This is a genomic window from Aliidiomarina quisquiliarum, from assembly GCF_023922585.1.
GTDB classification, from domain to species: domain Bacteria; phylum Pseudomonadota; class Gammaproteobacteria; order Enterobacterales; family Alteromonadaceae; genus Aliidiomarina; species Aliidiomarina quisquiliarum.
This window is the reverse complement of sequence record NZ_JAMFTN010000017.1, coordinates 1-25,547: the sequence shown is the minus strand read 5'-3', so window position 1 is coordinate 25,547 and position 25,547 is coordinate 1. Positions and strand designations below refer to the sequence as shown.

The window sequence follows — 25,547 nt, the reverse complement described above, 5'->3', positions numbered from 1 at the left end:
ACGTTCGGCTCTTGGTGTAAATATAACTGTGCAAAATATGAAATAACCTATTGAATCTGATATAAATGTTAAGGCTGTTTTTATAGCTACCGTGTACAATTTTATAAATCAGGAGCAGGGATGCGTTTTTTACTTAAGCCTTTAGTAAATTTACTATTTAATCGTCAAACGAGCTTGGCTGAACAAGCGCCTGCAATAACTAACCCAACGATTAACTCAGCCACTGAACCTCAATCTACTACTGAGCATGGCGGCGAGGGCGCATCACTTGCTGACAATCAACTGCTTTCTATTTTTAATTATTGGTTAGACTTCGAGCTTTTCGACATTCCTGAATGCCCCTATGATTCTAAAAAAGGCATTGTAAGCGAGCCGCCTGAAAGCTTTGACAAAAAGTGGCTGAACGAAAAACAGCCCACTCCTACAATTAAAGATAACAGTGCTCTTTTTGTTATGTTTCAGTGTCATCGTGCGGGCTATTTGTTTGTTGATGACGAGGGGGCAAACAAACCTGCACATCCGAATACGGTTACACCCAACACTTATCTTTTAGGTGTTTCTTTTATTCCCACATTAACTGCTAGCGACGAAAGCGAAGAAAAGCAGTTAACTTGGCAGCTTGACGACACCGACCGCGTAATAAACTTAGCAACCATTAGAACCATATATCGCCGTTGCCGCTCTTCAGTTCCCGCCAACATGAGCTTAAAAGAATGGGTTGAAGTTAGTTTTAAGGCCATTGATAATTTAGTTCACAAGCATTTTGTAGACACTCAAGATTCGACCACTGACGAGCCTAAAGCCCTTTCCACACAAGAATTAAAGCAAGCCATTGTTGAACTGAACCGTTCTATTGCCAAAGAGTTTTGGTCTACTGAACACGCGCAAAACTTCATGCGCCAGCACGCTAAAGCAGTTGAAGTGCACACACAAAACAAATTCGATTTGGCCCACCGTGTTCCCGACAACAATGACGAAACAAAAACCATAACCACCTTTCGCTGGCGTTTTTGTTACTACCCAAGCGGCAATACCCAAAACCAGTTAGGCCCGTTTTTTGCTAACGATTTAAGTACTATTGCTGATCATATACATAAAGATTCTGCCAAAAATGCTCTTTCACCTGCTTTGTACCAATACTTACTTGGCAATAAAAACCAAGAGCTGCTTGGCTCGGCTACCACGCATGGCAATAAGTACCATGCAAAAACCCGTACGCTTTTTAAAGGCCGCTGGCCTGAAAACCCTCAGTACGGCCTAAGCCTATTGCAAACTTGCGCAGTAAATATTGTTAACGACAAAGAAAAGCACCCAGTCGTTGCTGTTAATGGCCCACCGGGCACTGGCAAAACTACTCTTTTAAAAGACGTGATAGCAGAGCGATTTGTTGAGCGCACCATTCAATTATTGGCAGCTGAGTCGACAGATAACCGCTGGCTTGTTAGCGATAAAGCTCGCAAAACCATTTTAAACGCTGCCATTGTTATTGCTTCGAGTAATAACAAAGCCGTTGAAAACATTTCCATGGAGCTGCCTTCTCTTGCCAAGATATATGAACAATACCACGCTGAAATTGGCTATTTTAAAGAACAAGCCCAACCCGATGAATGGGGTTTGTTCTGCGCCGTATTGGGTAATAGCAGTAATCGCAAAGCTTTTTGTGACCAGCGATTAAATACCGTTATTCGATATTTTAAAGGTTTGAGCAACTACATGGGCTTGTCGCCTTTAGTTAACTTTCAGTTAAAGAAAAAGCCTCAAGCAGCATGTAATGGCATTTTATTAAATTATTTCAGTAGCTTGCAGTCTAAAAACAAGCTCGCTGCTTTTACTTCTGCTATAGCTGCCAATGAAAAATTTATTGTAAGCAAGCATAAAGAGTTTTTGACCGCGTTTAAGGTCGCTCTTGAAAAAGTATGCTCTGGCCATCTGCCGCTTAGTAACTTCGTTGATAAATGGTGCGCACTAGATGAAGTCTCTTGGAATGAGTCTCTTGAAGCCTTAACTCACCTTTCGCAAGTATGGTGGAAGGCAGGCCTGTGGAAAGAAGAGCTGCAAACGAACTATAAAGATTCTAAAGCTAACTTTAATGAGTTGCTGGCACGCCACCAAAATGCTGTTCGCGATATAAACGAAGGCCATTTTGAACAATGGGGCTTAAATACCCACGAACACTTAATGACCAAGGAAGCCTTTAATGTACAGGCCGACGAAGACGAGCTTACCGCTGAAGCCCGCCTGCAAAAGCTGTCGCCGCTTGGCAGTTCAGCCATTAACCAGTTAAGAAGCGAACTATTTATGGCCGCTCTCGCGGTAAATGAAAGTTTAATTAAACTAAATGCAACGGCACTATTAGCAGACTTCGAGCACTTGCCTAATTTAATTAATGGCCATTATCAAAGCAAAGAAAACACCCCTAGCCATGAAAAGTTATGGTCTTTGCTATTTCTAATTTTTCCTGTTGTTTCAACATCGCTTTCTTCGGTTGAAAGCCAATTTAGATTAATGCAAAAGAAAGCGACTATTGGCTTAGCTATTTTAGACGAAGCGGGCCAAGCGGTTAATTTCCATGCCGTTGGCTTACTTCAACGTAGCCAACAAGCATTAATTGTGGGCGACCCTATTCAACTTGAGCCTGTTGTGCCTCTGCAAGGGGAAATTGACCGGGGCATTGCCGCCGACTTTATTGCCGTTTCGACAACAGACGACCAATGCCAATGGGGAGACCGGTTTTTAGTAAGCCAGTCTTCTGCCCAGTTACTAGCCGACCGTGCTGGCCCCATAAAGGCGGTTATTGGTGATCGCGAAGTAGGGCTACCCTTGTTAGTGCATCGCCGTTGCAATGAGCCTATGTTTTCTATAGCCAACAGCATTGCTTACGACGATAAAATGGTCCTGGCCACAGCCCCCTATAATTGGAAAGCTGTGTCGTCGGGTTGGTTGAATATAGTAGAGCCGAAAGAGTCAATTAAAAGCGTTCGTTATAATAACCACACCGAGGCAAACGCGGCTTTCGAGCTGCTACGTTTTTTAGTTGAGCACCAGCCCCACATGGCCAAAGGTGGAATTTATATTATTACCCCCTTTACCCACATGAGAAGCGAGTTAAAGAAGCATTGGAATAGTTTATACCAGCAAGCAGAAAACAAAGGCTGGATGACTCAAGCAGCACAGCTAAACAATAAAGACTCGGCCACAGTAGCTAGTTTCGCCAACGACAATATTGGCACTGTGCACACCTTTCAAGGTAAAGAAGCCTCAGTGGTTATTTTTTGCTTAGCCGCTTCGCAGGTTCGGTCAACCACTGGCGGTATTAAATGGGTGAATAGCAAACCAAACTTAATTAACGTTGCCGTTACCCGTGCCAAACACCATTTATTTATTGTTGGTAATTATAGCGACTGGCGGCATGAAGCCTTTTCTAATCAACTCATTTCAGACGGCATGACCGTGTATAACAGCATCGATGAAATTAAAGCTAACACACCGCTGCCGCTAGCAAAGCAGCTATTACACACTGCTAGTTCGTCAAGCTTTAGTGATTTGTGGGGCGACTAAGGTTACAATTGGGCATACTGAGTTTAAAGATTCGCCTGTGGGACGGATACCGACAGCGTGGAAGGTTATGCCTCTAGGCTCTATTTGTGACTTAGAGGTTGGTTATGCTTTTAAAAGCTCGTGGTTTAGTGATTCTGGTGTGAGACTGCTTCGCGGAGATAATGTTGGGTACGGACAACCAACATGGGAGCGTATTCACTACCTTCCTGAAGAACAGTCAAAAACTTATTCGAAATATCTTTTGGCTGCTGGCGATGTAATTATTGGTATGGATCGCACGTTCACGAAGAGTGGCGTCAAGGTTACAAAACTTAGGGAGTCCGATGCTCCAGCATTATTAGTTCAGCGTGTTGGAAAGTTTCTACCTAAGAAGTGCACTAAGGAATTTCTGTGGCAATTGGTTCGCTCGCCGAACTTTACTAAAGCGTTGAAGAATCAAGAAAAAGGAATGGATATCCCTCATTTATCTAAAACTGAAATTCTAGAGCCTATCGTTGCAGTACCTTCTTTGGAAGAGCAAGCCGATATAGCTAAAATCCTAGATTCGCAAGATGTAGTGCTTGATAGTAAACAAAAAAAATTAACTCATTTGGACCAAATAAAAAAAGCCCTTATGCAAGACCTGCTCACCGGCAAGGTGCGCGTCAAACTCAATGAATCAGCAACCATAGAAAATGCCTAACCCCAAACCTCGAAAGTCCATTACAGAACAGTTCGTTATTCTAAAAAAACGCGAACTGCGGGCGGGTAACAACCCTGCTGTACAGAATGGGTAACGATTGAGAAGAGTAGTTATTGCGAGGGCAGAAATGAGAACCGACGCGTACATAAATGCAGAGGCGTCGGTCATATTGCGATCAAGTTTATGCAGATAGACATACGTTGGCAATCAGGCAGTCAGTGGTTTTTCATTCGCCGGTTAAATCCTTTGCTTCAGCCGCTAAAACGTTAATAAAACAGGCTGTTCTTACGAAAACGTTAACAGCGGGCTGCTGCTATCAGTTGTTTTGCTGACTTTACCCAGCAGATGACATAGCCGTACAGCGTATGTTTATGAACATAAAGCATAGAATATTCTGCCAGACAGGTTCTTGGTTTGCAGAATGTTTGTTTTACGGCTATAAATGACGTAAATACGCAATTTGGTAAACCGAATGCTCCCTATCAGTGAAAATACAGTACTTTTACCCTTCGGCCAGCTGGCAACTCGGCAGTGGTTGCTCGCGCAAGGGGTTGAGGTGTATCAAATCGATAATGCACTGAAAACTAAAAAGCTCGAAGGCTTGGCGCGTGGCGTAGTGGCAAGGCCCGGTGTGCCTGTGCAGTGGCAAGGCGTGATGGCTTCTTTTAATCGTATATTTGCGTTTCCTGTCTATGTGGGCGGTGCCAGCGCTTTGGCTCAGCACGGGCTGGCACACTATATCCAGCTGCAAACAATACTCGATGTCTATGCTTCGCAACCTGCACCCAGCTGGCTCGACAAGCTTTCTTGCGGTGTAGTGTTTCGTTGGCATAGAACAATGCAAATATGGGATGCAGAGAAACTGCTAGCAGCAAACAGCCTAAAACCGATACCAGTGCATCAGGGTAGCTGGCTATTGGCTTCGCCTGAGCAAGCCTACCTAGAGCTGTTAGCTAAAGTGCCTAGCGTTACCAGTTTTGAGCAAGCAGACAATATCATGCAAAGCTTGGTCAACCTGTCACCACGGCGACTGGATGTTCTCTTGCACGCCTGCAAACATATACTGGCTAAGCGGTTGTTTTTCTTTTTTGCTGATCGTTATCAGCATGCTTGGCGTAGTAAGCTCGACGCGAAAAGCTATAACTTGGGTGCAGGAAAACGCTCTGTCGTAAAGGGCGGTAGCCTAAACCAAACCTATCAGATCACCGTACCCGAGGTGTTTAGTGGATAGAAATAGTCCGTTTTATGCGCAAGTACAGCTGCTACTTCGCGTGCTGCCATTTGTCGCTCAAGAGCCTTGCTTTGCTCTTAAAGGCGGCACGGCCATCAATCTGTTTGTACGTGATTTTCCGCGATTATCTGTAGACATTGATTTGGTTTTTTTACCCAGCACAACCATGCAGCGGGCCCTTGCAAGCATTAAGCAAGCCTTAGACAGAATCAGCTTAAATATATCGCAAAGCCTCGTGGGGACAAAGATCACTAAAAGTTATCAGGGCAAGGCTGATGCATTAAGGCTAACGGTGCAGCAAAGCGGTGTTTCTATTCAGGTCGAGTTATCTCCAGTTTTACGCGGGACGGTTTTTCCTGTGCAGCTGTTAGGTGTTTGTGAGTCTGTAGAAGATGAGTTTGGTTATGCTGAAATTCAGGTTGTTTCGCTGGCAGATTTATACGCAGGAAAGCTCTGTGCAGCCTTTGACAGGCAGCATCCGCGTGATTTTTTTGATGTGTTATTACTGCTTGAAAATGAAGGTATAACAAAACAAGTGCGGCAAGCTTTTCTTGCCTATTTGTTTAGCCACCCAAGACCTTTAGAGGAGCTGCTTGCCCCAAGATGGAAAAATATTAAAAACCAGTATCTAGGTGAGTTTTCTGGCATGACCAGACGAGATGTTACTGTTGATGAACTAAAGCAAGCCGCAATTTCTGCACATCAATTAATCTTAAGCGGGTTCACAGACGCTGAAAAAGAGCTGATTGTCAGTATTTATACTAATGAGCCGCAGTGGGATAACTCACCCATTGGCTATATTCAGAATTTACCTGCTGTAAACTGGAAGCTAATCAATATAGCTAAGATGCCCAAAGAAAAACGCAAAGCGTCGCAGCAAGCGTTAAAGAAAATATTAAGCCTGTAAGGCATAACGAGCTATCCATGACTGGCAAAAAAATTAACAAGCGAGCAGTAAGATGTTTCAGGATGAAGAGTTAAAGGTAGAGCAACCCGCCATTGCCCAACTTATTAAGCAAGGCTGGACTTATGTGCCGGGTGCCAGTCTTGCACCGGCTGCTAGCACCGGCGAACAGAATAACGCTGAGCGAGAATACTACCGTGATGTCGTTCTGGTGCAGCGTCTTGAAACGGCACTGCGTCGCTTGAACCCTTGGATCAGTGAGGAAAATCTAGGCAAGGTGATGCGGGAGCTGACCCACCCTAATCACGCTGCTCTGATGGAATACAACCAAGCCATGCACGAGATGCTGATTAACTACCTTTCGGTGGAGCAAGATTTAGGCAGTGGCCGCAGGGGGCAAACGGTTAAAATTATCGACTTTGATAACCCCGCTAATAACGAATTTTTGTGCACCAATTAGTTCAATATTGAAGGCGTAACGAAAAGCATCACGCCTGACATTATTTGCTTCGTTAACGGCCTGCCATTGGCAGTGATTGAGTGTAAATCACCTTATGTGGCTGACGCTGTTGCTGAAGGCATTAACCAATTGCCCCGTTACGCCAATCTTCGTGACCCGATCAGTGAGGAAGGTGCGCAAAGGTTGTTCTGGTACAACCAATTGATGGTCAGTACCTGCCGTGACCAAGCGAGGGTTGGTACCATCAGTTCCAGCGCTCAGTATTACAGTGATTGGAAAGATGCTTATCCATACACTGATGATGATATCCACGCGCTATTGGCAAAGCCTTTCGTCTCTGACAGTGGTCAACCCGTAGAACTGTCTGATGTGCCCTCAGCAGCGTATTTAGCGAAAGCTGAGCTGATTGCCAGCGGTAGCAGTCAACAGCCTGAAATCAACGCGCAGCAGCGTTTGCTGGCCGGTATGTTCCATCCCGCCAGTTTCTTAGACTTAATCCGTAACTTTATTATTTACGAACCCGTTGAAGGCCGTCTGGTTAAGAAAATAGCTCGTTACCAGCAATACCGAGCGGTGAACAAAGTAATAGAGCAGCTTAAGTCAGGTGCAGACCGTAGAGAAAAGTCAGGAATTATCTGGCACACCCAAGGCTCGGGTAAATCACTAACCATGGTGATGCTGGCGGTGAAAATGCGCCGCGACCCAGAGCTTCAAAAATATAAGCTGGTGTTTATAACGGACCGCACCCAGCTTGATTCACAGCTGTCTAGCACCTTTCGCGCCGCACAAAACGAAACGATTTATAACGCTGATTCGGTGGCTGAGTTGAAAGAGCTGCTGCAACGTGACTCTTCAGACATTGTCACCGCCATGGTGCAAAAGTTTCAGGAAGCCGAAGCGGAAGACGACTTTCAAGATTTAAACGTTAGCGACAATATTATTGTGTTGGCGGATGAGGCGCACCGTACCCAGTTTGGTAATTTAGCGGCAACCATTAACGCCGCTTTACCTAATGCACCAAAGATAGGTTTTACCGGTACACCCCTGCTGAAATCGCAAAAAATGGACCAAGCCTTTGGTGGCTACATTGACCAGTACAAGATTAACGAGGCGGTGGAAGACGGCGCTACAGTACGCATTATTTACGAAGGCCGCCAAGTACAAAGTGAAGTGGTGGGTAAATCTCTCGATGCGCTATTTAATGAGTACTTCAAAGATTACAGCAAAGAAGAGCAAGCTGAGATTAAGAAGACATACGGCGTTGAGCGTGCCGTGCGTGAAGCGCCAGCGCGTATTCGCTGGGTATGTTTGGATATTCTTAAGCACTATCGGGATAAAGTTCAGCCCGATGGCTTCAAAGGCATGATTGTGGTGGGTAGCCGTTATGCGGCCATTCTGTTTAAAAAAACCCTTGATGAATTAGGCGCACCGCCTTCAGAAGTGATTATCTCGGGTAGTCACAATGACGAAGCCATCTACACGCCCTATACCAATGCGGCCCAGCAAAAGCAGGTCATTAAAAACTACACCAAGCCTTTTGGTACCGATAAAGAAAAGGAAGACCCAACAGCTTTTTTAATCGTTAAAGACATGCTGCTGACCGGCTTTGACGCCCCTATCGCACAAGTAATGTACATCGACCGCAGCCTTAAAGAGCACACGCTGATGCAAGCCATTGCGCGAGTTAATCGTACCTACCCGGGTAAAGATGTAGGTTACATTGTTGATTACTATGGTTTGTCTGACTACCTGACGGAAGCACTGCAGATGTTTAGCAGTGAAGATGTAGAAGGCACCTACCACACACTGAAAGATGAAATACCACGCCTTCAGGCTGCCCATACCCGTGTTGCCAGAGTGTTTGATTCGCTTAAGAGTGATGACATTGACGACTACGTGACCTTTCTAAAAAATGAAGACATTCGGCAGCAGTTTGAACTGGCGTTTAAGCGCTTTGCCAAGCAAATAGATGTGGTGCTGCCCGATGTAGCTGCTCGACCCTTTGTTGCCGACCTGAGGCTGTGGGGCAAGGTGCAAAATGCTGCACGTAACCGTTACCGCGATCCCGGCCTAAATATCAACGATGTCGGTGCCAAAGTGCGACAACTGGTTGAAGAACACATCATCAGTACCGGGGTCGATCCCAAGATCCCACCCATTGATTTAATGGCGGCCAACTTCAAGCAGTCAGTAGACAAGATCAAATCCCCCGAATCCCGTGCATCGGAAATTGAAAGCGCGATTAAACACCACATTACCGTGAACCTTGATGACGACCCTGAGTACTACAAATCGCTGAGCTTGCGCCTACGCGATATTATTGAAAAAACCAATGGCAAGTGGGAGCAGCAAGTAGAAATGCTGTTTGAGTTTCGTCGTAACATTGAAACTGAACGCAAACAGGCAGCCTAGGACTTAGGCTTAACCGACACGGAGTTGGCGTTTTATAATATTCTTATGGCGGAGGTAACGCTGCATACGGGAGAAGACGCGGTGGGTTACACTGTGCATGACGAAGTTAAAACCACCAGCCAAAACTTAGTAGGCATGTTCGATGAAGCCACTCAAATTATCGACTTCTTTGACAAACCAGATGAAGTAAAGCGTATGAAGAAAGAAATTAAACGTGCCATTTTATAGTGTTCCTATAGCGATAAGTCGATTGTGAACGTGGTGCAAGACCGCTTTATGGAGCTGGCGCAAACACGCTTTGGTAAGAGGTCATAACATGATGGCCGTTGGCAAAACCCCAGAGTATCGCGATGGTAATGGTTTTATAGCCGAGGTCATTCGTACCAATCGGCGCAAGTCTGCAGATATACGCGTGGAAGAAGGTGCCGTATCTATTGTGGTACCAGTAAGCACCAGCGTTGAAAAAATTGACCAACTACTGCTGAATAAACGCCGATGGATTCGTGAGAAAATAGCGCTACAGCGTGATATGGCACCGCCTAGCAGCAAAGAGTTCGTGTCAGGAGAAGCGTTTCCATACTTAGGTAGGAACTACCGCTTAAAAGTAGAAATCGGCCCATTCGCTCCGGTGAAGTTGCGACATGGCCGCTTAGTGGCGCGAGTGGCTGCGAGAAAATTCAGCAGGGTTAAATTTCACGTAGGCTATGCATTGCATGGCGTTCGGTGCGTGGCAGGCCATGCCTGCCCTACTCGATATTCGGGATCTGCTTATTGAGTAGCGGGTTAGACACTAACAAAATCAATGGTTTATCGAAAATAAATCTTTCAAAAATGCCTGTTTGCCCACCAAACTGCCCACCACTTGCCTGTGGCTTTTACTAAATCTTAGTGGTTAGCAATGGAAAAACAGTGCCGTTTTTTTGCTGCTGTTAGAGTTAAAACATAGCAGTTTTGAAGGGCTTTATCGAGTAATTTTTTCAACACTTTATTTAATAATGGATACAATAATATCCACTTTCTGTTTTATTTCGCTATAATGGATATGACTGTATCCATTTGGCCTTTGCGGATGAAATTTACCTTACTTGATGATACCGATGTAAGCCACGCCTATGCGGCTTATTTACGTGAGTTACGAAAGCAGGCAAAGCTGTCACGAGCGGCGCTTGCTGAGCGAAGCTGCGTACCTGCGGCCACCATTAAGAAATTTGAGCTGACCGGGCAAATTTCATTTCGCCAATTGCTGTTGCTATGGCAGACCCTTGATTCGCTAGAGAGGCTCTATCAACTCACACAACCTAGCAAAGAACGGGTCACTATGCCCTCTAGTATTGATGAGGTGCTAAAAGATGAGTTTTAAACCCATTCAAAAACTCGCCGTGACTCGCACCTTAAGTTCAGGTGAGCAGGTTGCAGTAGGGGTCTTGGCGCAGAATCGGCAAGGCGTTTTTTTCCAGTATGCAGACAGCTATTTGCAGCAGTTTGGCAACTTATCACCTTTTACCTTGCATGCGAACGCGCAAGTTCAAGTCGCTCCTAAAGCGCCGCACCAAGGTGTACATGGCGTATTTGGAGATTGTTTACCCGATGGCTGGGGCATGCTGTTACAAGATCGTATTTTTCGGCAAAAGGGCATCCTACCTAATCAATTAACGGCGATGGATAGACTGGCCTTTGTCGGTGATAAAGGCATGGGAGCATTGTCTTTTTCTCCGGTGTCTGAGTTTTCAGCCACCACGCACGCGGATATTGATTTAGCGACGTTAGGCTTAGAAGCACAAACGCTGTTCGATTCTTCGATGTCAGATTATATGGATGATAATCACGATGAGTTAGATGGGCATACTCAACAGGTGTTGGCCGCATTAGTCGCCGGAGGTAGTTCGGGTGGGGCAAGGCCTAAGGCACAAATTTATATGCCTGCTGGGGAAACTCAGTATTGTCGAACCTTCGCTCAGCTTGGAGATGAGGCTTGGCTGATTAAATTTACTTCTAAAAATCTCGCGCTCGGGCATGAAGAAGGTTTGTGCGAGGCAGTTTATTTACAAATGGCAGAACTTGCTAAGTGTCAACCGCCGCAATGGCAACTCATTGAAGCACCACCTACAAGCGGTGCGTCTGCTTGGTTGGCGCTTAAGCGTTTTGATTATGTCACTGAACAGGCCGACTTAGGCAGAAAGCGCAGTGCAGGTCGATTGCATATGCACAGCGCTTGCGGGCTGCTGGATGCAGACTTTCGAACGCCAAGTTTAGATTACATTGATTTAATTAAAGCCAGCCGTCAGTTGTGTAAATCGCCAGCGGCTGGACAGCTGCAATTTCGCCGCGCCATTTTTAATCTGCTGTCGTCTAATCAAGACGACCACAGTAAAAACTGGGCGTTTTTGCAAGCGGATGACGGTCAATGGGATCCTGCCCCTTTTTACGATGTTACCTACAGCCCACATCCATTCAACGAACACGCCACTGCGTTCGGAGGTTATGGTAAAGCGCCACCGCTTAAGGTGATGCAAAAACTTGCTACCAGTGCTGGCTTTGCGAATTGGCATGATGCAAGGCAAGTCATTGAAGAAGTCGCAGAAGCCATCAGCCAATTTACGTATCTGGCACAGCAGCAAGGGATCAGTAAAACAACCGTGTCTGCGATTGCTAAGACATTGGATCAGCGCAAACAGGAAAATGCAGCGCTTTTTCTACAACAATAAGAAGGGACAACAATGAAGCTCGGCCGAAACGATCCTTGCCATTGTGGCAGTGGTAAAAAATTTAAACGTTGTTGTATGAGCAGCGTTTCCAAGCAACATGCCCAAGTTTTCGATGATGTTGAAACCATGCTGGCAATGAACCCAAATTTGAGCCTTGATGAACTCAATGCCGCATTGCAACACAAAGTGCAAGATCGCAATAATCAGCCTCATCCCGATTTTTGTGGTGTGACGCCAACGCAAATGGCCAATTGGCTTTATGCGCCTTTTGATCAATTACAGTGGGTGACAATCAGCACTCCCGACTCTCTTTCTGCCAGCCCTGTGATGCGTTATCTAGCGCTCATTCTTGATGATGCCATGGCGCAAGAAGGCTCCTTCAAAGCCACAACTAAAGGCAACTTACCGACTAAATTAGTCAAACAGGCCAGTGAGTTATTGCCCGAATTTGCCGTTGCTCAATTCGAACGTAACATTAGTATCAGCGAGTTTGCGGGCAGCAACGAAGACAAGTTTAATGCTTTGCACTACACCCGAGTGCTTGCCGAAATTAGCGGTATTATTTATCGACGTAGCGGCCGCTACCATGTGAAAAAATCAGCGCAAAAGCAGTATCAGGTGTTAGGTATACAAGCATTTTTTAAACCTATGTTAGAGGCCGCCATCAGCAAATATAACTGGGGCTATTTGGACGGTTTTGAGTTTGATGCCGACTTGCGAACCTTTTGGCTGTTTATGCTGTGGCGTATTCAAAGCCACAGTAGTGTAGATCTGCTGGTTGAAGAGGTGAAAGTGGCTTTCCCAGATTTACTACAGGGTTTCCCAGTAGATGATTACTTCTCGCCGGAAAGAAACTTAAGCATACTCATCGAATCACGGTTTATTGAGCGATTTTTACAGTTTTGGGGATTTGTGACCCTTGATCCAAGAAGTTTTTTAAACACGGAATCTGTTGGTAGGACGGTACAGGTACTGCCTTTATTGAAACAAACTTTTCAATTCACAATAAATACATAGCAAGGTCATCGTGAGCGAATATCAATACTATAAATTTGAGCGTCTGGATGGGTATTTAGATGCTAAAGCACGTCAAGCACTCAGGGCCATTTCAAGCCGTGCCGAGATCAGCGCTACGTCCTTTCAGGTGTATTACACCTACAGTGACTTAAAGGCAGAACCTTCTGAGCTGATGTTAAAATACTTTGATATCGGTTTTTACTATGCCGATTGGGGCTCAATCGATGCCTACATTAAACTACCAGCAGGAACGCTCCCTGACGCTTTACTTGGCTTTTCAAGTGATGGGCTTCATATTCACGAAAACGATGAGTGGCAGTTGCTGATTTTTTCCCTTGAGGAGTATGACGAATATTTTGACGATGAGCATGCCGACGAATTTTTCCAGCATTTAGCTGGGTTACGCAGCGGGTTAATGCAATGGGATTGGCGCCTTGTGTACTTTATGTGGCTCAAAATGTTTGATTTTAATGATGACGTTGAGCGAGTGCCGTTAATTCAATTCGATTTTGAGCACCTCAGTGAAGAGGAGCAGGCGTTTGCAGCGCTGTATGATATTCCCTTAGCATTAGTTAAGGCTCTGGCCATGGTGCTGAAGGAGCAACCCAGTCACCTAGCCAAACAAACCCAATTTCAGTTTGATTCGTGGCTCCATAATCTCTCGCAAGCAGAGAAAGACACGCTTTTACGCACGCTGTTTGAGCAAGGCCAGCTAACCCGACACCAAGCCTTAGCGCTGACGCGAAAAGAACCTGCCAACACAGACGAAATCTATCAATACTGGTTAACTCCCGACCTGATTTCCCCTTTTATCGAGCAAGCGCAAAGTCAATTACAGCAAGAGCAAGCCGCAGCGCTCGCAAAAAAACTAGCCATCGAAAAAGCGGAAAAAGAAAAAGCGTTGATGGATATCTACAATCAGCGTGAGCACTATTGGCAGCAAGCACAAGAGCAAGCGGATCGAACTTGCGCCAGTGGTTATGATGCGGCATCACGCTATTTGCATCAGCTGTTTGAGGCCTATCAGTTCAAAGCGGATGAAGCGGCGTTTGAACAACGCTTTAAGCGCTTTGTAGTAGCGAATAATAGCCGGAAAGCATTGTTAAATCGCTTGAGTGATTTGCTTTAAACGATGAGGCGATAGGCTGGCCAAATGACGTTAGCAAAAAACCGATTGAGGGTTGGTTGAAAGGTTGTAAGCCCACCAAAGGTCTACAAATTGTTACCTATGAAGTCACTTTGTGTAGTCCTCGGGGTCTAAGCAACGCGCCTTTACCATCTCTCTGGTAAATACTGCGTGAAATACAAAGGCATCACGATATTGGTTTGTTCTAACGCTGAAGAGCCTTGTGTACCCGTTAACTTAAAGGTTTTATTTGGAGTACATTTTTCAACGTAGGATGCCAACGATTTTGCTCTTGTACGTTTACCACTTTTGACTTCCACAGGGATGATATCGCCTTCATCGGTCGCCAAAATAAATTCGATTTCGGCGCGGGCGTCATTCCATGAATAGTTTGGGTCAACGCCAATAGCTGTGAGCTCTTGTTGCACAAAGTTTTCAGCCACATAGCCTTTGTATTCATAGTTTTGTTGCTTAATCTCTTTATAACTGCTGCCCAGCATATGATTGAGCAGGCCCACATCAAACAGAAATAGTTTAACCATATTGTCTTTTTTATAGGCCGCCAACGGAGATTTCGGTAATCCTTCAATAGGGTAGTTTGGCAAAGCTAAGCGGCAGCAGTTAAGCCAATGGATCGCGGTTTCAAAATCGCTATAACGAGATTTACGCTGATGCACATGCTTAAATTTAAAGCGTTTAACTGACTCATCGCTGACAAGTGATAGCTGGGCTGGAATGCTATTAAACACCGATTCAATCAGTGTGGCATCGACCTTGCCCGCGTACTTACCGAAATCGCGGCGATAACCTTCAACTAAATCGGCATGAATTTTTGTGACTTTTTCAACACGCTCTAGAATGCTTGAATCCTTAAACTGATACCAAGCAGAAACGGCTTCCGGCATACCACCGGTAAAAAAATAGTCGGTTAGTTTATCCATCAATTTAGTGTGCACCGCCGGTGTGCTTGCTTGACTATCAAATGCTTTGATCAGTGCTTGCTCGTTGGATGCGTAAATAAATTCTTGGAAGGTCAGTGGTCGTAAATTGTATTGTTCTACCTTGCCCACAGGGAAGGTATTGAGCAAACCAATGTTAGAACCGCTGGCTGCGACAAAATAGGACGGCGCTTTTTCGGCAAAATACTTCAGCGAAGTAACGGCTCGTTCACATTCGCCAATTTCATCTAATATCAGCAAGTCGGTGTCTGGATTAAACGCTTGGTTGGTTAACAACTCAATGTTCATTACTAGCTCGTCAGGTGACAACGAGCCATCGAACGCTTCTTTGTAAGCTGGGTTTTCAAGGAAGTCGATACGAAGGATGTTGGCAAAGGTATTCCCAAACAACTCTTGCAGTAGATAGGTTTTACCTGTTTGTCTTGCGCCATCGATCAATAATGGCTTGCGCACAGGTTGATTTTTCCATGCTATTAGGGCGTTGAGTAAGTTGCGCTGCATTGTCATTTCCCGCCAATTAAGACTGTTAACTGCCTGTAGTATAACTTAGTTCACATTTTTATGCGCAGAAAAGTGTGATATTTTACATTTTTATGCGCCGAAAAGTGTAGCTTGGTGGCCTTTGGCATTCAGGGATCCACATCATCGCCTTGGCCAACGCGCAAGCTAAACCTAAAGGTGGGATATAAATCCAATTATATTGAGTAAAGTGGGAATATAGTCCCATGTGTAAACTGTTGGAGTTGCTTGGGATTCCAAGTTGGACTATATTCCCATTAACGGTTAAATAGTGGGAATATAGTCCCTTTGGTTGGTGATATGGCTAAGCGTGACTTACACAATGTACTGTTTCCGAAGCAGCGCAAAATCCTGACGCAGTTTGGTGAAGACTTGCTGTTGGCGATGAAACGACGTGGTTTTACAAAAAAGCTACTGTGTGAACGTACTGGTTTTGATCATAAAACCGTGAATAAAGTCTTCGCCGGTGATCCGGGCGTTGCCATAGGCACTTACTTAAAAGTGATGGCCGTTCTTGGTATGGAAAGCAACTTTGCAGAAATGGCCGCTCATGATGAAGTGGGTATCAAGCTGCAAAACATAAAATTGCTGGAAGGTTCAAAATGAGCCGTGAAATCGTCGAAGTCTATGCCGACTGGCAGCCAATTGAGGCGCCTTTGCTAATTGGGCAGCTTGCTTACAGTGATTCAAGCCGAGGTGGCGTATTTAGTTTTGCCTACGATAAAGCATTTTTAACCTCAGCCTATCGCTTGCAAATTGATCCAATCCTAACGCTTCACTCCGGTGAACTCTACAACGATGAAGCCGATAAAAACTTTCGTGCATTTCTCGATTCATCGCCTGATAGGTGGGGACGTATTTTAATGCAGCGGCGTGCAGCCATTGAAGCGCGCAAAGGCATTCGAGCAACAAGTCGATTAAACGAATTGGATTACTTGTTGGGCGTGCACGACTCTTACCGGATGGGTGGCATTCGATTTAAGCGAGCAGGCTCGAATGCTTTTTTGGACGTCAATTCTGAATTTGCTGCGCCGCCAATGGCTTCTTTGCGAGAGCTAGAGCACGCAGCAATGCAGATTGAAAAAGACGATAATATCGACAGTGACGAGTATTATCGCTGGTTGAAAATGTTGATTTCTCCAGGTTCATCATTAGGTGGTGCAAGGCCCAAGGCTTGTGTCACAGATGAACAAGGCCACTTGTGGATTGCTAAGTTTCCCAATTTAAACGATACCCATGACGTGGGGGCGTGGGAGATGGTCTGTTATGAATTGGCGTTGGCAGCAGGTGTTGACATGTTTCCAAGTGAGATCAGGCAATTTTCGTCACAGCACCATACCTTTTTAACCAAACGGTTTGACCGCGACGGTGAAAAGCGGCTGCATTTTTCATCGGCTATGACACAGCTTCAATACTATGATGGTGAACAATCTCAAGGTGCCAGCTACTTAGAGATTGCTGAATTTATTTCCAATTCTGGTGCACAAACCACAGCCGATTTAGCTCAGTTATGGCGACGTATCGTGTTTAATATTGCGGTGTCCAACACGGATGATCACCTGCGTAACCATGGGTTTTTATTAACAAAGAATGGCTGGAAGTTATCACCCGCTTATGATTTAAACCCGATAGTGGGTAAGCATGGCCTGCATCTGAATATAACCGATGCAGACAACACTTTAGACTACCAATTAGCCTTTGACGTAAAAGACTTCTTCCGACTTTCGCAAACCCAAGCCACGCAAATTTACGATGAAGTATTAATGGCGGTTAAGCAATGGCAAATCGTTGCTAAGCGGCTAGGAATCAGCCGAGCCGAGCAAGCCATGAAACAATCAGCGTTTAACGTTTAATGAGTCAGTGAAACTATATTTTTATTTTTAATCAGATAAAGAAGTTTTATTTTCACTTTATGCTTTGCCTCATACTCCATGTGTTTTAACACTTCGCTCATCCGTTGGGCAACTGGGGCAGTTCGGGCAAAGCCTTAATTCACGCCACTTAGCCAAACTCTAACCCTGCCCACAGAGCATTTATTGTTTTGGGCACTATCTACAAACTGGGGCCGCTAGCTACTTATACCCTCAGAAAGCTGCACGATCTGGGCATTTATCTGCCTACTGCGTCCGATTAACTCTTTAATACTAGTGGGGACAAACTCCTAAGAGAACTTAACAGATCAGTGAGGCTTATCTTGGAAAAGATAGAAACAATGAACCCAACCACACAATTATCCACCACATCAACACACCCAGCACGTCAGCAACGGATTTTGCGCTTGCCCGAGGTAAAGGCCAAAACAGGCTTTGGCCGCAGCACCATTTATGCCCCTTCTTATATAAAGAGAGGGGCCAACGGTGAATTTCCGCGATCCATTCGTATTGGTGCGCGTGCAGTGGGCTGGTTAGAAAGCGATATCGACCAGTGGATTGAAACCCGCCGTATCGGTGCTGCTTATGGCCGTGGATAAACCATCAGCATCAAACCAACTACCTTCCAGTGATATGGATAGCAAAGTGCCAACATTACCGGCTGGTTTTGCCTATAACGCGCAAAACTGGCTGGTGATGCAACCGGCAGGGCAAGATAGCCCTGTTAAAATCTGCTCTTGGCTGCAAGTAGCGGCACGCACCCGCGATCCGCAAGGGGACAACTACGGCTATTTATTGCACTGGTTAGACGATGACAATCGCCATCGCTATTGGGCCATGCCAGCAGAACTATTGGCCGGAGACGGCAGCGAGTACCGCCGGATATTACTCAGCCGAGGCATGCGGCTAAGTAACAGTGTCAAAGCGCGGCAGTTGCTCTCGCTGTTTATTCAACAAATGGGCGAACTGGCCACGCAAAAGGCCATCAGCGTGAACTGCATTGGCTGGCATCATCACGCTTATGTGCATCCGCGCCTCACCTTTTACCCAAGCGAACACAGCAACAACCCGCGCATGGTGCTGCAAACCATGCACCCGATAGAAGGCTTTATTCAACAAGGCAGTAGCGACAGTTGGCGGCAGCACGTAGGCCGTTATTGTCTGGATAACCCGTTATTAATTGTTGGTGTCTGCGCTGCACTGACTGCGCCTTTGTTGCACTTATGCGGGGTGGATGGTTTTGGTTTACACCTTTACGGTGCCAGCAGCACCGGTAAAACCGCGGCGCTGTATCCGGCGTTATCGGTGTGGGGCGAACCTAATCAGCTGCGCCACAGTTGGCGTGCCACGTCCAACGGTTTAGAAGGCACAGCATTAGCGCATAACGATGCCTTGCTGGCGCTCGATGAAATGGGCGAAGTTGATCCAAAAGAGGCGGGAGATGTNACAGGGTCAAGTGACGACCCGTTGGCAATTCCCGGGTTATGAGCCGTGGCGTTACCCGATGGTGCGGTAGAGCATCACTATCGTGCGGGCAGCACGGTGATAACACAGATTGAGCCGGCGAGTGGCGAGAAAGACACCGGATGCTTCATTAATGCAGCGTTTAAAGGCCTTAGAGGAAGAAAACAGGCGTCTAAAAAAGATGTATGCCGAAGAGCGACTGAAGGCGGAAATCCGCCAGGAGGCACTCGAGGGAAAGTTGTAAAGCCATCTCAACGCAAGGAGATGGCGCAAGCAGCGATTAGTCGTTATGGCATCAGCATTCGTTTTGCGTGTGTGGTGATGGGGATTAGCGAAAGCAGTTACTATTACCGCCCTAAACTCAGCGATGCTAATGCGCAGATTGCGGATTGGCTATTGCGTTTGACCACAACACATCGACGCTGGGGGTTTGGACTGTGCTTTTTATATTTACGCAACGTGAAAGGCTATCGTTGGAATCACAAGCGTGTGTATCGTATTTACCGTGAGCTAGAGCTCAATTTACGCATTAAACCGCGTCGTCGCTTAACACGCGATAAGCCGGATGCATTAAGTGTGCCAAGCAAGATAAATCAAGTGTGGTCGATGGATTTTATGTCTGATAGCTTAGAAGATGGCATGAAATTACGCACATTTAATGTGCTGGATGATTACAACCGAGAGGCGTTAGCCATCGAAGTGGATGTTTCTTTACCCTCTGCGCGTATCATTCGCGTACTCGAACAAGTATTTGAGTGGCGTGGAAAGCCTGCAGCGATTCGATGTGATAATGGGCCTGAAAATATCTCAAAGGAGCTCGTTCAATGGGCAGAAAAACACCATATTACGATGCTATATATTCAACCTGGCAAGCCCACGCAGAATGCGTACATTGAACGATTTAATCGTACCGCACGCCACGAATGGTTGGATTTACATCTGTTTGAAAGTGTTGAGCAAGCTCAACACCTTGCCACCGAATGGTTATGGCTTTATAACAATGAAAGACCCAATACAGCGATTGGCGGTATTCCGCCAACACAACTAATCTGTTCCCTTTAATTTATTCTATGAATAAGTACTGGCTAAAAAGGGGGGATTACACTACCAATGGAAGGTTACGATCATTTTTACTTATTTAAATTGATTTTTTACTTAATATTATGAAAACAATACAAAAACGTAAGGATTTATTATAAATGATTCGCATTAGAAACCCTGTCTCAAATATTGATGTAATTATTAATGTATTCAAAAGCTTGTATTCTGATTTTTCTAATGTTGATTTTTTTGATTTAGATAATATTGCTGAGTTTTTCGCTAGAGAAAAACTCGCAAGTTCATCTGGGTATACTGGAGATGAAGCTTTAAGAAGATCTTATCAAATTAAGGATGATTCTAGAAAATCAATGAAAATGCAGGCAAAAAGCTATACGGAAATATATAGACTACTCGGCTGGATACAATCAAAAGAAGATGTAGCTCTTAATTTTACATTTTCTTATCTAGGCGTGCATGTAGCAATGTCTGGTGAGGCTGCAAAAGACATATTTGAACAGTGTTTACTAGGAATCACATATCCAAACTTAATTTTAGATGTAAAGTTCAAGAATAAGAATAAACCATTTGTTAGCATTTTAAAATTTGCTTATGATTTAGATGGAAAAATTAATCGCGATGAAATTCTTTTAGGACCAATGAATATAATAGACGGATCATCTAAGAAACAAATTAACGAAAAATTGAATTTAATTAAATCATTAAGAAAAACAAAAAATATAAAAAAATTAAATGATGCCATTCAAGATTTGAGCGAAGAGTTATCAATGAAAACCAACTCAGTTAGAAATCTAACTCGCTTTGTCATTTCATCTTTAGTTTATTCCAAATGGTTCAAGAAAGATAGTATAAATATTTATGGAAAAAAAACGGACTTTCTTATTTTAACAGATAAAGGGGAAAAAAAATATCAACTAATAAAAAACTCTATTAATTTATATGGCTGTGATTTACCAAATGATAAATCATTAATAAGTGAAATATCAAACTATTCATTATTACTAATGCTTAAATATGCAGATTTTGATATTCAGGATGATCTTAAAAAATATGATTCATTAAAGTCAATTCTTCAAGAAAAATGTAACAAGAATCAAATATTATTTTCACCATTTCAATACTTTTCAAGTAAAGAAATTTTAAAATATATGCCAGATAAAATAATAAAAACAAATGAAATAAAAATCGAGAGCAGCATTGAGATTGAGGAAATTGAAATTATATACTATGAATCGAATAAAACCATTAGCTATTTAAAATCAGAAAAAAATACTACTTCAACTATAGAAAAAATTTACAAGACTCACTTTGAAAAATCCAAGAATATAAACAAATCTATTAATAACTTTTTAAAAGATGTTGCCAGCATGAAACAAGCGGATTTTTATCCATTAGTTGCAGATATGCTTAGCTTTATTTTTAATAGAAAAGCCACTACATCACCCGCAGGTAATAACAATCTAAGATACGATGTAATAATACAAGACGATCATTATTCAATACCTGTAGAAGTAAAATCTCCTACTGAAGAAATTATGCTGTCTGTAAAAGCAATACGTCAAGCACTTGAAAATAAAATAATATTACTTTCTAGGAAACCATATCCAACTACATATAGCTTATGTAGTATAGCTATAGGTTTTACAGTACCAAACAAAAGATCTGATGTATATCATCTTATAAATGATATTTATCATACTTATAAGATTAATATTGCTATTGCTGATATGAAAGATCTGACTCTTGCAGTAATACGCTGTTATGAAAACAATGAAAGCCTTGATATCTTAGATTTTGACAATTACAAAGGAAAGGTTGAATTCAATTGAAAATATATAAACCGTCAGAAATTCAAATAATTGACAGCTCTGAAAACATTGTTAATAATCTTTTAAATAATAAAAAGCCAATACTTAAAAAATTTAATAATCTTATAAATTCATACTCCGAGATTAAACTAACCTCTGGAGCTGAAAACCTTCTAATAGATAAATTATTTCAAGAACTTGGTGGGAAGATTAGATTTCCTAGAGTTGGTGATAATAATGAAAGATTTGACGCTTTTTTAAATTTTGATAAGTATTATGCCCTAGCAGAAATAGAAATCCCTTCAATTTCTATACTTGACGCTCCAAGAAATCTTCTAGATAACTATGCGGTAGCTATTTCAAGACGGCAATTAGCAGATAAACCAATAATTCCTCTAGTTATATTCTGGGATATACCCAATAAAAGAACAGACTACTGGAACGTTATATACGATATTAAAAATGTTTTAGGGATTGAAATTAAAACTATTAGTCTCTCAGCAATAGCTTTGCACTACTGGAGTAAAACTCCTTTAGACTTGATTAATGATTATTATTTAGATAGTGATAACCAAAAAATGGAAACTGCTATCAGTATTTTTAATAAAAACAACATTTCTGCTGAGCACGGCTTAGGTTATTTAGAGCCTATTAAATAGCTATATAAACAGGGTCAATCTACATTGACCCTGTTTCTTATACTTTTAACTTCTCTATTCTTTCATTCGCTATATTGACCCATTTATCCTCTAGCTCAATTCCTATCCATTTAATCAAGTTACCTTCTTTATTTAACTTTTCACAACAAACACCAACCGTACCAGATCCATGAAAAGGATCTAAGATTGTTCCCTCATATTTTCCATCTATATTTTTAGGACAAAAAGCTTTAATAATTTCTGTTATTAAGCTTTCAGGTTTTTGAGTTGGGTGACTAGTTCTTTCTTTTTCGAAAGCCTTTCCTGACAAAGTTGGGTAACTCCATATATCTCCTCTTAAGGCTCCATTCGGATTTGGCTCCCAAACCCTCCTATTTCCATGTCTATCCTTATAATAAACTGGGCTTTTTAATCTCTCTGTACTTTTATACGGAACTCTTACATCATCAGCATTATATGTCCACTTTTTGTTCGACTTTGAAAACCATAGGAAAGGCTCATATTGAGTTGCTGGGTTTTTTTTACTTCTAGAAAACCCATTTTCATAATGCCAAATATTCATTTGTCTATAGAATAACCCTGACTCATACATCATTACTTGTAAATATCCTATATACTTATGAATACCAAACCAAATAAGACTGCCATGAGGAGACAGTAAATCTCGACATTTTTTTATTCTATCTTCATTTATAAATAAAAACTCTTCCTTGCTTAAAGAATCAGAATCATTTCCGAAATCTTTATTTAAATTATAAGGAGGATCAGTAAGAATTAAATCAAATTTCAATCCTGATTTAGTCATTTCCTCTAGAATTTTATCGCTATCACCCACATAGCTTTTATTAAAATCAAACACTATAAATCCTCATTTAATCTTTTCTAAAAATCAAAACGTATTGATGATGTATATTTTCCACATAAGCAAAAGGATAACCGTACGGCAATAAGCTTTTATGATTCTGTATTAGAATTTTCGTTCCTTGTAATTTCAAAGTGCCGCCGCCAACTATTTTTCTTTTGTTAAGCATATGAATAAGATCGCTATGAAAACTAAAATAATCAGACTTATGCCTGAAATCAGAAACGACTAAACACATGTATTTTTTTTCTTTAATTATTCTTGCACATTCCATAAAAAAATCATCAACTAAGATACCTAGAAAATCTTCATAGCTCGTTATATTTGCTATATCAGACTCATCATCCTCTGAATAGTTAGTTGCCAAATTGTTTTCAACTCTTTCTTTCTTTACTTTATGGTCAGCCTTTTTATTTAGAATCATCCAGTAAGGCGGACTAGTAACCATAAAATCCATCGAGTTCGTATCCAAAGTTTTCAATACCTCTCTAGAGTCCCCAACAATAAATTTATGATTCGAGGAAGAACTTGGTCCTACTTCTGTTTCTAATCTCTCAATCGCTAAATCACTCCATTTTTGTTGTAACTCGATACTAGTACAAACTCTTTCATTTAAAGCACAAGCTTTAGCTGTAGAACCTACCCCTCCAAAGGGGTCTAAAACCTGCATACCTTTTTTTGTGAAAAATAAAATCAAACTTTCTATATCTTGAAACGAAAATGGCGCTGGATGCTGTCTTTCTATTTTGGCATGAGGATGGCTTGCACCCAAACCCTTCTGATAAAAATAACTTTTTGTAGCTGGTAGCCATTCAGTTCCTGTTAAGTCATTTAGTTTATTTCTTTTATCAACTTCCTTTTTACTTTCCACTCTATTTTCTCTACCTAAATTTTCAGGATTTTTATAAGATGATGGATCTTGTGGCGCTTTGATTTCTTTACTATTTTTTTTAAACTCATCCAACATTTTTATTGAAAATCTTCTGTGACCACCAGGTGTCTTTGAGGGATTTAAAGTTTTATTTTCTACCATTCTATAAACAGTTGACATGCTAACACCTATATAATTAGCAGCTTCTCTCGTACTCAATAACTCTTTGTTTTTCATTACTCTTCCTCATGTTTTCTGTAGTGTACAATACTATTCAAAAGTTATCAACACTACTCAATCTATCTTCCTGAAAATAGCTTTTAACCTCTCAATTTAAAAAGAGTAAGATTACTGTGAACATACCTTAACGCCCTCTTTTTGTAGGCTCCATTGTTTTACTTTTACTCTTTCTTATTGTGACGGCTGCTTGCAGTAAGATAAGGGCTCATTAAAACGATTGTTAGGCTGGGCAGGTAACAGTTTCAGTACGTCTCTGAGGTAGCACCAGTGGGGGATTGCATTGAGTTTGGTAGATTGGCGTATAAGCCCTTTGCAAGCACCTACTGAACCAACGAACAGCCAGTCCTTACGCTCTAGGGCCAGTGGTCTGATCTGTCATTCGATATAGTTATTATCAATGAGTACACGATCACCCTCTAAGTAGCGCATCAGCGCATCCTAGCGCTAAGGCTGTGATCCAGTGCTTTTACTGTATCTGAGCCACTCTAAGCAAATGATGTCGCGCTCATTTGCTTAGAGTGGCTCATAAAACTTCCTACGGGCACTCGTACACAGTCAATTTCTTTCGTGCTAGGCTGCTTGAGACTTTATTTAAATCGACTGTACNAGTGCCTGACCTGTGCCGAGAACACGGCATTAGCAGCGCCACATTTTACAAATGGCGTGCAAAATATGGTGGCATGGATACTGCGATGATCAAGCGTCTAAAAGAACTCGAAGATGAAAACCGTCGGCTCAAAAAGATGTATGCCGAAGAATGCCTAAAGTCCCAGATACGTCAGGAGGCACTTGAGGGAAAGTGGTAAAGCCATCTTTACGCAAAGAGATGGCGCAGAAGGTCGTCGAACAAAAAGGCTGGGGATTCGGCCTGTGCTTTGACTTCCTGTGCAATGTGAAACAGTTTGAATGGAACCACAAACGTGTCTATCGGATTTACCGAGAGTTAGAGCTTAACTTAAGGATTAAGCCCAAGCGCCGGATTAAACGCGATAAACCTGATGCACTCAGCGTATCGATGGCCATCAACCAGGTCTGGTCAATGGATTTTATGTCCGACGCATTACAGGATGGTCGAGGCATCCGAACGTTTAACGTGATTGATGACTACAATCGCGAAGGCTTATGCATTGATGTGGACTT

Annotated in this window: 18 protein-coding genes and 4 pseudogenes; 19 read left to right on the top strand and 3 right to left on the bottom strand. The window is 42.9% G+C overall.

Features of this window, described 5'->3' with window-relative positions; genetic code table 11:
- Nucleotides 1-120 precede the first annotated feature (120 nt).
- The 11 genes and pseudogenes from M1L23_RS05805 to M1L23_RS05755 all read left to right on the top strand — a co-directional run bounded on the left by M1L23_RS05805 (nt 121) and on the right by M1L23_RS05755 (nt 14,098).
- Complete coding sequence (locus M1L23_RS05805) at nt 121-3,558, top strand: DEAD/DEAH box helicase (RefSeq protein ID WP_252626231.1); 3,438 nt, start codon at nt 121-123, stop codon at nt 3,556-3,558.
- Between the two features lie 37 nt (nt 3,559-3,595).
- A complete protein-coding gene (locus tag M1L23_RS05800; protein ID WP_252626230.1) occupies nt 3,596-4,240 on the top strand; it encodes a restriction endonuclease subunit S in 645 nt (214 codons plus the stop codon).
- A 472-nt stretch (nt 4,241-4,712) separates the two neighbouring features.
- Complete coding sequence (locus tag M1L23_RS05795) at nt 4,713-5,471, top strand: type IV toxin-antitoxin system AbiEi family antitoxin domain-containing protein (RefSeq protein ID WP_252626229.1); 759 nt, start codon at nt 4,713-4,715, stop codon at nt 5,469-5,471.
- Nucleotides 5,464-6,378 carry a nucleotidyl transferase AbiEii/AbiGii toxin family protein gene (locus M1L23_RS05790; RefSeq protein ID WP_252626227.1) on the top strand — a complete coding sequence of 305 codons (915 nt, stop codon included), beginning with the start codon at nt 5,464-5,466 and terminating at the stop codon, nt 6,376-6,378. Before M1L23_RS05795 ends, M1L23_RS05790 begins: the two co-directional genes overlap by 8 nt.
- A gap of 52 nt (nt 6,379-6,430) precedes the next feature.
- Nucleotides 6,431-9,247, top strand: a pseudogene (locus M1L23_RS05785) (type I restriction endonuclease subunit R).
- 45 nt (nt 9,248-9,292) lie between these two features.
- Nucleotides 9,293-9,475, top strand: a complete 183-nt coding sequence (locus M1L23_RS05780) for a hypothetical protein (protein WP_252626225.1) — start codon at nt 9,293-9,295, stop codon at nt 9,473-9,475.
- An 88-nt stretch (nt 9,476-9,563) separates the two neighbouring features.
- Complete coding sequence (locus M1L23_RS05775; RefSeq protein WP_252626223.1) at nt 9,564-10,022, top strand: YgjP-like metallopeptidase domain-containing protein; 459 nt, start codon at nt 9,564-9,566, stop codon at nt 10,020-10,022.
- Nucleotides 10,023-10,316: 294 nt separating this feature from the next.
- Nucleotides 10,317-10,607: a helix-turn-helix domain-containing protein gene (locus M1L23_RS05770; protein WP_000673265.1), complete on the top strand. Its 291-nt coding sequence runs from the start codon at nt 10,317-10,319 to the stop codon at nt 10,605-10,607.
- A complete protein-coding gene (locus tag M1L23_RS05765) occupies nt 10,597-11,952 on the top strand; it encodes a type II toxin-antitoxin system HipA family toxin (RefSeq protein ID WP_252626222.1) in 1,356 nt (451 codons plus the stop codon). Before M1L23_RS05770 ends, M1L23_RS05765 begins: the two co-directional genes overlap by 11 nt.
- Nucleotides 11,953-11,964: 12 nt before the next feature.
- On the top strand, nt 11,965-12,969 hold the full coding sequence (locus M1L23_RS05760) for a YecA family protein (protein WP_252626220.1): 1,005 nt from the start codon (nt 11,965-11,967) through the stop codon (nt 12,967-12,969).
- A 10-nt stretch (nt 12,970-12,979) separates the two neighbouring features.
- Nucleotides 12,980-14,098, top strand: coding sequence for a hypothetical protein (locus M1L23_RS05755; protein WP_252626219.1), 1,119 nt, complete (start codon nt 12,980-12,982; stop codon nt 14,096-14,098).
- Nucleotides 14,099-14,241: 143 nt separating this feature from the next.
- Here M1L23_RS05755 and M1L23_RS05750 read toward each other — a convergent pair whose 3' ends face one another.
- Nucleotides 14,242-15,555 (bottom strand): ATP-binding protein, encoded by a 1,314-nt coding sequence (locus tag M1L23_RS05750; protein ID WP_252626217.1) that lies wholly within the window; start codon nt 15,553-15,555, stop codon nt 14,242-14,244.
- A 318-nt stretch (nt 15,556-15,873) separates the two neighbouring features.
- Between M1L23_RS05750 and M1L23_RS05745 the strand changes: the two genes are divergently transcribed.
- From M1L23_RS05745 to M1L23_RS05715, 7 genes and pseudogenes are all read left to right on the top strand, one after another.
- Entirely contained in the window at nt 15,874-16,179 is a 306-nt protein-coding gene (locus M1L23_RS05745; protein WP_039422731.1) for a helix-turn-helix domain-containing protein, read from the top strand.
- Nucleotides 16,176-17,426 carry a type II toxin-antitoxin system HipA family toxin gene (locus tag M1L23_RS05740; RefSeq protein WP_252626215.1) on the top strand — a complete coding sequence of 417 codons (1,251 nt, stop codon included), beginning with the start codon at nt 16,176-16,178 and terminating at the stop codon, nt 17,424-17,426. The genes M1L23_RS05745 and M1L23_RS05740 overlap by 4 nt, the downstream gene beginning before the upstream one ends.
- A gap of 359 nt (nt 17,427-17,785) precedes the next feature.
- On the top strand, nt 17,786-18,043 hold the full coding sequence (locus M1L23_RS05735; protein ID WP_252626213.1) for a helix-turn-helix transcriptional regulator: 258 nt from the start codon (nt 17,786-17,788) through the stop codon (nt 18,041-18,043).
- Nucleotides 18,030-18,887, top strand: a pseudogene (locus M1L23_RS05730) (DUF927 domain-containing protein); the annotation flags it as partial. The gene M1L23_RS05735 and the pseudogene M1L23_RS05730, both read left to right, overlap by 14 nt.
- Nucleotides 18,888-19,029: 142 nt before the next feature.
- A pseudogene (locus M1L23_RS05725) lies at nt 19,030-19,970 on the top strand (IS3 family transposase); the annotation flags it as partial.
- Nucleotides 19,971-20,107: 137 nt separating this feature from the next.
- On the top strand, nt 20,108-21,796 hold the full coding sequence (locus M1L23_RS05720) for a hypothetical protein (RefSeq protein ID WP_252626210.1): 1,689 nt from the start codon (nt 20,108-20,110) through the stop codon (nt 21,794-21,796).
- Nucleotides 21,793-22,434 (top strand): hypothetical protein, encoded by a 642-nt coding sequence (locus tag M1L23_RS05715; RefSeq protein WP_252626208.1) that lies wholly within the window; start codon nt 21,793-21,795, stop codon nt 22,432-22,434. The genes M1L23_RS05720 and M1L23_RS05715 overlap by 4 nt, the downstream gene beginning before the upstream one ends.
- A gap of 37 nt (nt 22,435-22,471) precedes the next feature.
- Here M1L23_RS05715 and M1L23_RS05710 read toward each other — a convergent pair whose 3' ends face one another.
- Both M1L23_RS05710 and M1L23_RS05705 read right to left on the bottom strand, forming a co-directional pair.
- Nucleotides 22,472-23,293, bottom strand: a complete 822-nt coding sequence (locus M1L23_RS05710; RefSeq protein WP_252626207.1) for a DNA-methyltransferase — start codon at nt 23,291-23,293, stop codon at nt 22,472-22,474.
- 13 nt (nt 23,294-23,306) lie between these two features.
- Nucleotides 23,307-24,404, bottom strand: a complete 1,098-nt coding sequence (locus M1L23_RS05705) for a DNA methyltransferase (protein WP_252626205.1) — start codon at nt 24,402-24,404, stop codon at nt 23,307-23,309.
- 578 nt (nt 24,405-24,982) lie between these two features.
- On the opposite strand from M1L23_RS05705, the pseudogene M1L23_RS05700 reads away from it, so the two are divergent.
- Nucleotides 24,983-25,547 (top strand): annotated as a pseudogene (locus M1L23_RS05700) (transposase); the annotation flags it as partial.